Source organism: Streptomyces sp. NPDC002490 (genome assembly GCF_040296045.1).
GTDB lineage: Bacteria > Actinomycetota > Actinomycetes > Streptomycetales > Streptomycetaceae > Streptomyces.
In genome coordinates this window covers 1-12,247 of record NZ_JBEOWM010000028.1, presented here as the reverse complement: position 1 = coordinate 12,247, position 12,247 = coordinate 1, and the positions used below count along the sequence as shown (strand labels likewise).

Below are 12,247 nucleotides of genomic sequence, written 5' to 3'. Positions count from 1 at the left end.
GGCCGGGCCCGGCGCGCCCGGGGCGGGTCAGTCGGCCATCGGCAGGTAGACCCGGTTGCCCGAGGCGGCGAACTCCTTCGACTTCTCCAGCATCCCGGCCTCGACCTCCTCCGCGGTGGCGTCCGCGGCACCGCCGAACTGCTCGGTGATGCTCCGGCTGATCTTCATCGAGCAGAACTTCGGGCCGCACATGGAACAGAAGTGCGCCGTCTTGGCCGGTTCGGCGGGCAGCGTCTCGTCGTGGAAGGAGCGCGCGGTGTCCGGGTCGAGCGCCAGGTTGAACTGGTCCTCCCAACGGAACTCGAAGCGGGCGTCCGACAGTGCGTCGTCCCACTCCTGGGCCCCGGGGTGCCCCTTGGCCAGGTCCGCTGCGTGCGCAGCGATCTTGTACGTGATGACGCCGGTCTTGACGTCGTCGCGGTTGGGCAGCCCCAGGTGCTCCTTGGGGGTGACGTAGCAGAGCATCGCCGTCCCCCACCAGGCGATCATCGCGGCGCCGATCCCGGAGGTGATGTGGTCGTAGGCGGGCGCGATGTCCGTGGTCAGCGGGCCGAGGGTGTAGAAGGGGGCCTCCTCGCAGATCTCCTGCTGGAGGTCGATGTTCTCCTTGATCTTGTGCATCGGGACGTGCCCGGGGCCTTCGATCATGGTCTGGACGTCGAAGCCCTTGGCGATCCGGTTCAGCTCGCCGAGGGTGCGCAACTCGGCGAACTGGGCGTCGTCGTTGGCGTCCGCGATGGAGCCCGGGCGGAGTCCGTCGCCCAGCGAGTAGGTCACGTCATAGGCGGCGAGGATCTCGCAGAGCTCCGCGAAGTTCTCGTAGAGGAACGACTCCTTGTGGTGCGCCAGGCACCAGGCGGCCATGATCGAACCGCCCCGGGAGACGATCCCGGTCTTGCGCCGAGCGGTGAGCGGGACGTACGGAAGCCGCACGCCGGCGTGGACGGTCATGTAGTCCACGCCCTGCTCGGCCTGCTCGATGACCGTGTCCTTGTAGATCTCCCAGGTCAACTCCTCCGCCTTGCCGTCCACCTTCTCCAACGCCTGGTAGAGCGGCACCGTTCCGATCGGGACGGGGGAGTTGCGGAGCACCCACTCGCGGGTGGTGTGGATGTTGCGGCCGGTGGAGAGGTCCATGACCGTGTCGGCGCCCCAGCGGGTCGCCCAGGTCATCTTCTCCACCTCCTCCTCGATGGAGGAGGTCACCGCGGAGTTGCCGATGTTCGCGTTGACCTTCACCAGGAACCGCTTGCCGATGATCATCGGCTCGATCTCCGGGTGGTTCACGTTCGCCGGCAGCACCGCCCGGCCGGCCGCGATCTCCGCGCGGACCACCTCGGGTTCGACCTCCTCCCGGAGGGCCACGAACTCCATCTCCGGGGTGATCTCGCCGCGCCGCGCGTAGGCGAGCTGGGTGACCCGCGCCCCGTCGCGTCCGCGACGCGGCAGCCGGGGGCGGCCGGGGAACACCGCGTCGAGGTTGCGCAGCCCGCCGCGCGGCGAGGTGTGCTTGATCCCGTCGTCCTCCGGGCGGACGGGACGCCCCGTGTACTCCTCGGTGTCCCCGCGGGCGACGATCCAGTTCTCCCGCAGGGGCGGCAGCCCGCGGCGCACGTCGGTGTCGGCGTGCGGATCGGTGTACGGGCCGGAGGTGTCGTACAGCGTGACCGACCGACCGTTGGTGAGGTGGACTTGACGGACCGGCACCCGCAGGTCGGGGCGGGTGCCCTCGACGTACGCCTTGTGCCAACCGGGGGTCGGCGTCGACCCGGCCGGCTGCTCGGAGCCCTCCGCGGCGTCCGCGACCGGTGCGGTCACGGCAGGCGTGCGTGCGTCCTCGATGGTCATGAGACCTACTCCCTACGCCGGCATTACCCGGTAACAGGTTCAGCGGTCGACGCAGCGGCTCTCCGCCGGAGCCCCGACGCACGAGGCGTCGAACGGGCCCGGGTACGGAGGTCAGCGCCCTCTCAGCCCGGTGCTCCGAGCTCCCGCGTGTGCAAAGGTGTTCCCACGCTAGCGCCATCCCTGGCGTGCTGAACAGTGGGCCCCGGTCGTTCTTGCGATGATCGGTCGGTGACCACGACGCCGCAGCCCCCCGTACCGCCCCCCGGGCAGCCTTGGCAGCCGCCGCCCGCTCCGGCACCACCAGCCCCTCCCTCCGGCCCCCGGGGCCCGGAACACGGGGGCCGCTCGGGCCACGGGGGGCACGGGCACTCCCACTCCCACGGCCCGGCGGCTCCGGTCTCGGCGCGGCTGCGGCGCATCATCGCGGCCGTCCTGATCCCCTTCGCCACCGCGGTCCTGGTGGGGTTGGCGGTGCTGTGGCCGGGCGGCGCGCCCGGCCACGAACGCACCGGGGTCGGCTTCGACCGGCAGACCCAGCAGGCGACGGTGACCCGGATCGACCGGGTGGACTGCGCGTCCGTCAACGCCGGTGCAGTGCCCCCGACCGGCGACACCTCGACCGCGGAGGGCAGCGAGGCCCAGCAGCGGGCCGCGGGTACCTGCGGCAAGGCCATCATCGAGGTGACCACGGGACCCCACGCGGGCCGGACGTTCACGGAGATCGTGCAGCCGGACGCCTCCCGGCAGTTGGAGACCGGACAGGGGGTGATCGTCGCCTATGCGCCGGACGCGCCCCGCGACCTCCAGTACTCGGTGGCGGACGTCAACCGACGGCTCCCGATGGCGCTGCTCGCCGGGGTGTTCGCGCTCGCCGTGGTGCTGGTCGGGCGGTTGCGGGGGCTGATGGCACTGGTCGCCCTCGCGGTGAGCTTCCTGGTGCTGACGTTCTTCATCCTGCCCGCGATCCTCCAGGGCTCGAACCCGCTGGTGGTGGCGGTGGTCGGGGCGAGCGCGATCATGCTGATCGCGCTGTACATGTGCCACGGGCTCTCCGCCCGGACCTCGGTGGCCGTCCTGGGGACCCTGGTGTCCCTGCTGCTGATCGGGGTGCTGGGTTCGCTGTTCATCGGCTGGGCAGCGCTGTCGGGGGACACCGACGACAACACCGGCCTGATCCACGGCCTGTACCCGTCGATCGACATGAGCGGGCTGCTGCTGGCCGGGGTGATCATCGGCTCGCTCGGCGTGCTGGACGACGTGACCGTCACCCAGACCTCGGCGGTGTGGGAGCTGCACCAGGCCGATCCGACCATGAGCCGGCGCGCCCTGTACCGCGCGGGCATCCGCATCGGCCGGGACCACATCGCCTCGGTGGTGAACACGCTGGTGCTGGCGTACGCGGGCGCCGCGCTGCCGCTGCTGTTGCTGTTCTCGATCGCGCAGAGCTCCGTCGGGGCGGTGGCCAACAGCGAGTTGGTGGCCGAGGAGATCGTCCGCACCCTGGTCGGTTCGATCGGGCTCGTGGCGTCCGTACCGGTGACGACGGCGCTGGCCACCCTGGTGGTGGCCGCGGACCGGACCGGCGGGCCGGCCGCCGGACGGACGGTTCCCCCGCCCGGCGGACGCGGCCGTCGTCGCAAGGCCCGGACCTGAGGCGCACGGTTCGTGACACGGCGTCAGCCGGCGCTCTGCTCCTCCGCGAGGATGCGGTCCAGGGCCTGGTCCAACAACGTGTCGAAGCCCGCCATGGCCCGCTCCTGCCCCAGTGGAACGATCTTGTCCGTGCGGTCGAGGAACGCGATGAGCGGTGCCACCCCGGCGCGGAAGACCGCCTGTTCCGCGCCCACCTGAAGGGTGATCAACACATCGCTGAGGATCTCCGGATCGTCCGGAGCGATGTGCACGTCCCCGTCCCCGCACGGCTCGGCGACCCCGTCCACCAGCAGTTCGCGGCCGAACGTCCAACTCACCGGCGCGTCGCCGGGAAGATGGAAGGTCAGCCGTACCGCATAGGGATCAGCACTGTCGTACCGCAGTTCCACGGGAATGCGGAACGTGAGCTCCTCGGAGACGAGAAAGCTCATCATGACTTCTGCCTGTACCGACTCGCGCATTGGCTACCCCGTCGTGTGGCGTCGACTGGCCAGGAATCAGCCCCCTGACACTCATGGCATCTTGCTTAACGTACACGACAGATCACAAGGAGTGAGTTTTCAGATGCTGATAGAGAAAGCGGGTGTCCCTAGCAGTCTTCCGACTTCTCGCTCCAACCGGGCGAGCATGGGCAGCAACCGGTCCTCCTGGTGCGCGGGCAGCGAGAAACCGATCGCCATCGCCGTGGTCCCCACCATGAGGGGCAGGGCGGCGCAGACCGTGCCCAGGGCGTACTCCTGGTGCTCCAGCACGGGTTGCATCCGGTCCACCGCCGCGAGACGCCTGAGGAAGCTCTCCTCGTCCCGCACGGAGTAGGGGGTCACGTAGCGGACGGGGTGCCGGTGCAGGTGGTCCCGGCGGGCCTTCTCCCCGAGTTGGGACAACAGGCACTGGCCGAGCGCATGGGCGTGCCCGGTCTCCCGGAAGTCGGCCCACTCCTCGACGGCGGGGTGCGCCGGACTGTCGGCCACCGCCACGAGCTCGATCTCGCCCTTCCGGTAGACCCCGAAGTACACCGGTGCGCCGAGGAGGTCGTGGCAGTGCGCGAGCGCGTCCTGGATCATGCTGCGACGATTCTGCTGGGCGCCGGCACCGCCCAACCGCCCCGCGGCCTCCGCCAGCCGGTAGACGCCGCGCTCCCGGCGCACATAGCCCTCGTGCGCCAGGGTGCGCAGCAGGTGGTACGCGGTGGGCAGGGCCACACCGGCCTCGCGCGCCAACTGCTTGGCGGGCGCGCCCTCGGGACGCGAGGCCGCCGCCTCCAGCAGTCGCAGGGCGCGCTGCACGGAGCCGATCAGGGTGGGGACGGGATCATCCGAGGCCAAGGCTCACTCCCGTGGCGAGTGGGTGTCCGGTTCGACTGTAGTCGTCCGATCCGGACTATCTCCAGATGTCAGGCAATCTTCCCTCTGGAGGGGGACCTCGGCTCCGGTTCCCATGCCGTGCGGATGTGCTACCCGTCACCCCGGGACGCCGTGAACTTCCGGACCACGTAGATCAGTCCGGCGACCAGCACCACGAGCACCAGCACCTTGAAGAGCACGCCCACGAGGAAGGAGAGCACTCCGACGATCAGTCCGCCGAACACGAAGAGCGCGATGACCGGCACCGCGACCCACTTCACCCACCACGGCACACCCGCGAGGATCTCCTGCACGATTCCTTCCCTCCGTTCCGCGTCACCGGCGTCCGCACCCGCGGGCCCGGGCCGGAGGGTGCTGCCATCCTGTACGTGCTCCCGATGCTAGGACGCGCGCCGGCCCGGCGGACGCCCACGGCCCCTTGTCCTCCCCTGAGCGCACCCTGAAGGAACCCCGAGTCCGGACCGCCGTCGCGCTCAGCTCTCGGGCGGGGAGAACACCACCAGGACCCGCAGGTCCTCGGTGATGTGGTGGAACTTGTGCTCCACCCCGGCCGGCACGTACACGACGCTGCCGCGCGCCACCGTCGTCGTCTCCGGGCCCACGGTGATCGAGGCCCGCCCGCTCACCACGAAGTACACCTCGTCCTGGCCGTGGGGCTGCTGCGGGTCCTGAGCCCCGGCATCGAGCGCGTACAGGCCCACCGACATGTTCCGCTCCCGCAGGAACTGTAGGTACGCGCCCTCGTTGGCGGCCCGCTCGAACTCCAACTCGTCCAGTCGGAATGCCTTCATCTGCCTGCCCGTCCCTGTCCGGTCCGCGTCCCGCCGCCCGTCCCCTCGCGGTCGTCGCCTGGTAACGGTGGCCCCCGCGGGGGTTACCCCGCCGGGCTCGTCTGTCACGATCAGACACATGATGAATTTCCTCGTCAAGACGCTCGCGAACGCCGGCGCCCTGGCCGTGGCGATCTGGCTGCTCGACAAGATCACTCTCACCGGGGACACCGGGGAGGCCGCGGTCGCGCTGATCATCGTCGCGCTGATCTTCGGCTTGGTGAACGTCGTCGTCAAGCCGGTCGTGAAGATCCTGACCTTCCCCCTGTTCGTCCTGACCCTGGGCCTGATCACCCTCGTGGTGAACGCGCTGATGCTCTTGCTGACCTCGTGGGTCGCGGAGAAGCTGGACGTGGGCTTCCACGTCGACGGATTCTGGACCGCGGTCTTCGGCGGGCTCATCATCTCCGTCGTGTCCTGGGCACTGAACGTGGTCCTGCCCGACGACGACTGACGAGCCCGACGAACCCGTCTACGACAGGAAGGAAACGGGACGATGACGGCGGAGGACGCGGCGCGGAGCGTCGGGGACGGCACCCGAGCGGTACGGGCGGGGCTGCCCGAACCCGTGAAGCACGAGCCGGCACTGCCGGGGCCGGTGTTCGCGGCACACTTCCACCTACCCGGTGAGGCGACGGGTCCCTACCGGTACGCGCGGGAGGAGAACCCCACCTGGACCTGGTTGGAACGGGCGATCAGCGAGTTGGAGGCGCCGGCCGCGCCCGAGGGGACGGTCGAGACGCTGACGTTCGCCTCCGGCATGGCCGCCGTGTCCGCCACGCTCTTCTCCCAACTCCGGGCGGGCGACAGCGTGGTCCTGCCCTCGGACGGGTACCAGGTGCTGCCCCTGATCCAGGAGCAGCTCACCGCGTACGGCATCACGGTGCGCACGGCCCCGACCGCGGGGGAGGCACAGCTGGAGGTCCTCGACGGGGCGCGGTTGCTCTGGATCGAAACGCCCTCCAACCCCGGATTGGACGTCTGCGACCTGCGGCGCACCATCGACGCCGCCCATGCCCGGGGGGCGATGGTGGCGGTCGACAACACCCTGGCCACGCCCCTGGGCCAACGACCGCTGGAACTCGGGGCGGACTTCTCGGTGGGGAGTGGGACCAAGCAGCTCACGGGGCACGGAGACCTCCTCCTCGGCTACGTCAGCTGTCGCCCGGAAGCCGCCGTTGCCGTACGACGCTGGCGGAAGCTGATCGGGGCCATCCCCGGTCCCATGGAAGCCTGGCTGGCCCATCGTTCCCTGGCCACCCTCCAGGTCCGTGCCGATCGTCAGAACGCGAACGCCCTGGCCCTCGCCGAGGCCCTCCGCACCCGACCCGAGGTCACCGGACTCCGGTACCCCGGACTGCCCGAGGACCCGGGCCACGCCACCGCCGCCCGGCAGATGCGGCGGTTCGGCTGTGTGGTGTCCTTCACCTTGCCGTCCCGTGGCCATGCCGAGCGGTTCCTGGAGTCGCTGACCCTGGTGGACGACGCCACCAGCTTCGGCGGAGTCCGGTCCACCGCGGAGCGCCGCCGCCGCTGGGGCGGTGACGCGGTGCCCGAGGGCTTCATCCGTCTGTCCGCCGGCATCGAGGATCCCCAGGACCTGATCCACGACGTCCTGCGGGCCCTGGAGCGGTCGGGGTGAGGTCCCGGAGTGCCGCCCGCGATGTTTCACGTGGAACCAACCGGGCCACATTCCTCCCATGACGGTCCGTCCCGTGGTCAAACGCACCGCACGCGCCATCCTGCTGGACGGCGAGGAGTTGATTCTCATCAAGCGGACCAAGCCCGGCGTCGACCCGTACTGGGTCACGCCGGGCGGTGGGGTGGAGGCCGAGGACGCCACCGTGGTCGATGCGCTGCACCGAGAAGTCCACGAGGAACTCGGCGCGAAGATCACCGACGTGGTGCCCTGCTTCGTGGACACCGTGGAGCACCTCCGTGAGGACGGGGGCGCCCCCGGTGTGAAGGTGCAGCACTTCTTCGTCTGCCGCATGGCGTCCATGGATCCCTCGCTCCGCCACGGCCCCGAGGTGGAGGAGCCGAGCGGCGAGTACGAGATCGTCCGAGTGCCCTTCACCCGGGTCGGCATCGCCTCGGTCCATCTGGTCCCCCTCTCCTTGCGCCACTACCTCGACGGGAACATCGAAGGCGTACGGGCGATGCACGCACCCGACCTGGGGTGACCCGGCCGGTCGAGACGATGTTTCACGTGAAACAAGCGCACCGACGCCATCGGGGGCGAAAGATCAGGACCAGAGCTCGCAAAGTGGTGGACGCGGAGTGGCTTCGTCAGACAGCCTGACCAGCGTGTCGACACCTTCCCCCGCTCTCCCCTTCCGCCGACTGACCCCCCGGGACGCCGCTGTCTGCGCCGATCTCTCGCAGGACCGCGGCTGGTCCCGGGAAGACCACAAGTGGGGTCTGCTCCTCGCCGCCGGGACCGGCTACGGCCTGGACGCCCCCGATGGGCACGGACTCCTCGGTGCCTGCGTGGTGACCTCCTACGGTCCACCCCGTCGCCCCGACCTCCAGGCGATCGGCATGGTCCTCGTCGCGGAGCGGTATGCACGGCGGGGGGTCGGGCGGCGCATGATGCAGCACGTCCTCGCGGAGGCGGGCTCGACACCCCTCACCCTCCATGCCACGCGGAGCGGCCAGCCCTTGTACGAGGAACTGGGCTTCACCACGGTCGGGCAGGTCGAATCCGTCTCCGGCACCTTCGCCCCGGACGGGAAGGCGGGTCCCACCCGCCCCGCCACCGCCGACGACCTGGGATCGATCCTGCGGCTGGACGGGGAGGTCTTCGGTTCCGATCGGACCCATGTCCTCACCCGCCTCCCGGCCTTCGCGGATCGGATCCGGGTCGCGGAGGACCGCGGGCGCCTCATCGGATACGCCGCGATCTGGCCCAACACGGAGACCGAGGTCATCGGCCCCCTCGTCGCCCGGGACACCGCGACCGCGCAGGCCCTCGTCACCTCACTCGCCCGGGAAGCGCGCCGGCCGGTGCGCGTGGACGTCGACACCCGGCACGAGGCGTTCCTCGCCTGGCTCCACGCCCGCGGGCTCACCACCGCCTTCCACAACGAGGTGATGGTGCACGGCACCGCGGGCCTGCCCGGTGATTGGACCCGCCGCTTCGCCCCGGTCACCGTGGCCGCTGCCTGACCGTCACGTCCGTCACCGGACGGTCCGACCTGCCACCGCCGTGGCAACGCGGTACGAGGGGCCGTGGCGGACGGCCCCCAGGCGATCGAGGACTCCCGGACCCCTCCGACGGCGCCGGACGCCGCCGTCGGCCCCGGCGCCCGGCTCGCCTCGGACGCCGCCCGGACCGATGCCCACCGCTGAGCGGCTCGGGTTCACGGGGCGGCGCTGCCGCGCCACCCTTCGGGGTGCACCCCGCCGGGAACGGGCGCACCCGCCTCGTAGGGCTCGCGGGTGAAGACGAACGATCCCAGGTCGAGGTGGCTGACCGAGCCGTCGGAACGACGGGCCACCCTCAGGACCTCCCCCGCGTAGTACCCCTCCAGGCCCACCCAGGTGCCGTCCGGACGGGCTCGGAACCGCGAACCGCGGCCCCAGCCGTTCAACGGTCCCAGCAGCACGCCACCGTCCTCCGTGAGCCGCAGCGCATGCGGGGTGGCGCCCCAGTACCAGGGCCCGGCGAGTTCCAGCACCGCCGGGTCCACCCGGGGCGCCGGGCGCCAGGGCTCGGGGATGCGGGGCTCCGCCTCGGCGACGATGCGGACGAACTCTGCGGCGACCCCCACCACCAGGGGCCCGGCGGTGCAGTTGGCGAGCACCACCGCCGTCACGTCCTCCTCCGGGTTGAAGAACAGGGCGGCGAGGAAGCCGGGCAGTGACCCGGAGTGTCCGATCAGGGTGCGACCGCCGAGGTTCAGGATCTGGGTGCCGAGCCCGTACGAGGTCCCCGTGGCCAGGTCCGGGCCCGCGGCGGGGGCGGCCGGCGTCCGCATCTCCCGCACGGACTCCGCACTCAGCACGCGTTCGTCGCCCCGGGCGAGGAACATGCCGAACCGCACCAGGTCGCTGGTCGTCGACCACAGTTGTCCCGCGGGAGCCATCAATCCCAGGTCCTCCACGGGTTCGGGGAGCAGCACGTCTGCCCAGGGGTGCACCGCCCAGCCCTCGGCGTGCGGGGACCGCGGCCGGCTGCCCGTCCGGTGCAGCCCCAGGGGCTCCAGGACCTCCTCCCGCAGCACGTCCTCCCACCGGGCGCCGCGCACCTCCTCCACCAGGGCGCCCAGCAGGGTGTACCCGGGGTTGGAGTAGTGGTGGACCCGGCCCTTGGGGTGGCGGAACGGCTCCTCCCCCAGCACGTCGGCCAGTTCCGGACGCAGGGCTCCCGGGGTGCGCTCCCACCACGGGCCCGGCGTCTCCGCGGCCAGGCCGCCGGTGTGCGCCAGCAGTTCCGCGATGGTCACCTCGCCGGCGCCCGTCCCCGGCAGGTGCTTCTCCAGGGGGTCGCCGAGATCCAGCAGTCCCTCGTCCCTCAGCCTGAGCACCAACACGGCGGTGAAGGTCTTCGTGATCGAACCGATGCGGTACTGGGTCTCCCCCGGAAGGGGGCCCGCCGCCCGGGCCCCTTCCCAGACGGTCGTTCCGCCCCGACCGATCGCCGCGACCAGCGAGGGGGCCCGTCCGTCCGTCTGGGCCGCGGCGAGTCGGTGCAGCAGGGCGCGGCGGGTGGTGGGGAGCAGTCCATCAGGAGAAGTCGTCATCTTCCCAGTCCACCCACAACGGGCCGTTCCGTCGAGTTCTTTTGCCCCAAACCGTGATCCCGGCCCGTGCACCATCCCGGTGATCATGGTCCGGGGTCCCGCAGCCCGAGGGTGCGGACGGACGGTCCGGCACCGCTCGGTGCGCCCCGCTCGTGGCCGGCGCGGGCCACAGGGAGCGATTCGATAAAATGATCGAACCCACGGCGATCGCCCCCACCGCCCGCCTTCACCGGAAACGACACCCTCCGGCACAAAGAGTGACCAATTAACCAATACTTCTAACAATCGGCCAAACAACAATTGATATCCATAGCATCGCGGGCGCTTTCGCGAATAAACCAGAGAATGAACTTCGCCGCGTGGCGCCAACCGCGGGCGATCCTATGGGCAACGGCAGGCGTGATAACCCTCGGGTTCCTCATCGCGCTGGAGATCGCCGCACGCCACTACGGCCTCCCGGGGCCCATCGTCAACCAGGCACGGGAAGCGATATTCCCACCTAAATCGGGCTTCCTGCTCTACGCGAGCATGGCGCTGATGATGGTGGTGCTCACCTGGCGACAGCGCTTCATCGCCCTGGGCACCGCCGTCGGCATCGACCTCACGATCCTGCTGGTGCGGTGGATCGCCGGCATCGAGGTCACGGACGGCCACTACTTCGGCAGCGGCGTGCTGTGGGTGATGGCGGGTTGCGTGGTCATCGCCTTCACCCGCCGCACCGGCTCGGAACGCCTCCTGCTGCTGAAGGGCGTGGGGCTGGGCCTGCTGCTGGTGGCCGGTCGCAAGACCGGCGACGCCTGGCTGCTCATCACCTCGAAGACCAAGCCCGAGGTTCTGGACCCGTACCTGGCCACCGCCGATCAGGCACTCGGCAACCCGTCCTGGCTGGTGGGCCGGCTGGTCGAGGCCACCGAGCCGGTCGGTCCCGCGGTACTCGACTACGTCTACGTCCAGCTCGCGGTGGCCGCGGTCCTCGCCGCGCTGTACCAGTTGCGCAACGTGGCGACCGAGCGCCGCTTCCCGACCCACCACCTGGTGCGCACGTTCCTGGTCATCGGTCTGCTCGGACCCGGCATCTACATGATCTTCCCGGTGGTCGGTCCGGTCTTCGTCTACGGCGCCGACGGCGGACAGTGGGCGGTGGCCAACATCTGGCCGAACGCGCTGCCCTCCATCGACACCCCGCAGGCGGTGCCGTTCGACGAGATCACCCCGCGCAACTGCATGCCCAGCCTGCACACCGCTTGGGCCACCACCATCTTCGTCCACTCCCGCCGGGGGCCGCGTTTCCTGCGCCACGCGGGAACGTTCTGGCTGGTCGCCACGCTCGGCGCCACCCTGGGATTCGGCTACCACTACGGCGTGGACCTCCTCGCCGGCGTGGTGTTCGCGCTCACCATCGAGGCGGCGCTGCGGGCCCATGACCGCGGTTGGGAGCCCGCGGGCATCCGCCTGGTCGCCTACGGCGCAGGGGTCTTCACGGCGCTGCTGCTGTCCTACCGCTACCTGGCGACGCAGATGGCCGACCTCCCCTGGCTGTTCGGACCGCTGCTGGTGTCGGCGATGCTCTCCGTGATCTACGCCTACCTCCGGACCACCCGGCAGTGGGACGCCGTGCCCGCCGCTCCGCGGGCGGTCCCGCAGCCCGAGGCGGCCTGAACCGGCGCCCCGCGGAGCGCCGATCGAAGCGCTCACCATCCCCCGGCGGGGGCGCGGGGTCGCCCGCGCCCCCCGCGCCCGGCGGCGCGGGGGCGGCGGGGGGGCCGCGCCGCGCCCGGCGCCCAACCCCGGGGGGGGGCCCACCGCG

General features: G+C 70.9%; 12 protein-coding genes. 6 read left to right on the top strand and 6 right to left on the bottom strand.

Annotated features, from left to right (window positions below; genetic code table 11):
* Positions 1 to 27: 27 nt before the first annotated feature.
* Complete coding sequence (thiC, locus tag ABT092_RS19110) at positions 28 to 1,848, bottom strand: phosphomethylpyrimidine synthase ThiC (RefSeq protein ID WP_351245299.1); 1,821 nt, start codon at positions 1,846 to 1,848, stop codon at positions 28 to 30.
* 228 nt (positions 1,849 to 2,076) lie between these two features.
* On the opposite strand from thiC, the gene ABT092_RS19105 reads away from it, so the two are divergent.
* Positions 2,077 to 3,501: a YibE/F family protein gene (locus ABT092_RS19105; RefSeq protein WP_502968462.1), complete on the top strand. Its 1,425-nt coding sequence runs from the start codon at positions 2,077 to 2,079 to the stop codon at positions 3,499 to 3,501.
* Positions 3,502 to 3,524: 23 nt separating this feature from the next.
* Here ABT092_RS19105 and ABT092_RS19100 read toward each other — a convergent pair whose 3' ends face one another.
* The 4 genes from ABT092_RS19100 to ABT092_RS19085 form a co-directional block, all read right to left on the bottom strand.
* A complete protein-coding gene (locus tag ABT092_RS19100; RefSeq protein ID WP_351245295.1) occupies positions 3,525 to 3,962 on the bottom strand; it encodes an SsgA family sporulation/cell division regulator in 438 nt (145 codons plus the stop codon).
* 99 nt (positions 3,963 to 4,061) lie between these two features.
* Positions 4,062 to 4,787 carry an IclR family transcriptional regulator gene (locus tag ABT092_RS19095; RefSeq protein WP_351245419.1) on the bottom strand — a complete coding sequence of 242 codons (726 nt, stop codon included), beginning with the start codon at positions 4,785 to 4,787 and terminating at the stop codon, positions 4,062 to 4,064.
* A 167-nt stretch (positions 4,788 to 4,954) separates the two neighbouring features.
* Positions 4,955 to 5,158, bottom strand: a complete 204-nt coding sequence (locus ABT092_RS19090; protein WP_351245293.1) for a DUF5326 family protein — start codon at positions 5,156 to 5,158, stop codon at positions 4,955 to 4,957.
* Positions 5,159 to 5,338: 180 nt separating this feature from the next.
* Complete coding sequence (locus tag ABT092_RS19085) at positions 5,339 to 5,656, bottom strand: cupin domain-containing protein (RefSeq protein ID WP_351245291.1); 318 nt, start codon at positions 5,654 to 5,656, stop codon at positions 5,339 to 5,341.
* Positions 5,657 to 5,774: 118 nt separating this feature from the next.
* On the opposite strand from ABT092_RS19085, the gene ABT092_RS19080 reads away from it, so the two are divergent.
* The 4 genes from ABT092_RS19080 (at position 5,775) to ABT092_RS19065 (ending at position 8,863) form a co-directional block, all read left to right on the top strand.
* Positions 5,775 to 6,149, top strand: coding sequence for a phage holin family protein (locus ABT092_RS19080; RefSeq protein ID WP_351245289.1), 375 nt, complete (start codon positions 5,775 to 5,777; stop codon positions 6,147 to 6,149).
* 42 nt (positions 6,150 to 6,191) lie between these two features.
* Positions 6,192 to 7,337: a cystathionine gamma-lyase gene (locus ABT092_RS19075; RefSeq protein WP_351245287.1), complete on the top strand. Its 1,146-nt coding sequence runs from the start codon at positions 6,192 to 6,194 to the stop codon at positions 7,335 to 7,337.
* Between the two features lie 58 nt (positions 7,338 to 7,395).
* Entirely contained in the window at positions 7,396 to 7,878 is a 483-nt protein-coding gene (locus ABT092_RS19070) for an NUDIX domain-containing protein (protein WP_351245285.1), read from the top strand.
* A gap of 124 nt (positions 7,879 to 8,002) precedes the next feature.
* The gene (locus ABT092_RS19065; RefSeq protein ID WP_351245283.1) at positions 8,003 to 8,863 is read left to right on the top strand and encodes a GNAT family N-acetyltransferase; all 861 of its coding nucleotides are present in this window, start codon (positions 8,003 to 8,005) and stop codon (positions 8,861 to 8,863) included.
* Positions 8,864 to 9,057: 194 nt separating this feature from the next.
* Here ABT092_RS19065 and ABT092_RS19060 read toward each other — a convergent pair whose 3' ends face one another.
* On the bottom strand, positions 9,058 to 10,440 hold the full coding sequence (locus tag ABT092_RS19060; protein WP_351245281.1) for a serine hydrolase domain-containing protein: 1,383 nt from the start codon (positions 10,438 to 10,440) through the stop codon (positions 9,058 to 9,060).
* Between the two features lie 345 nt (positions 10,441 to 10,785).
* On the opposite strand from ABT092_RS19060, the gene ABT092_RS19055 reads away from it, so the two are divergent.
* Positions 10,786 to 12,099 carry a phosphatase PAP2 family protein gene (locus ABT092_RS19055; protein ID WP_351245279.1) on the top strand — a complete coding sequence of 438 codons (1,314 nt, stop codon included), beginning with the start codon at positions 10,786 to 10,788 and terminating at the stop codon, positions 12,097 to 12,099.
* Positions 12,100 to 12,247: the final 148 nt, after the last annotated feature.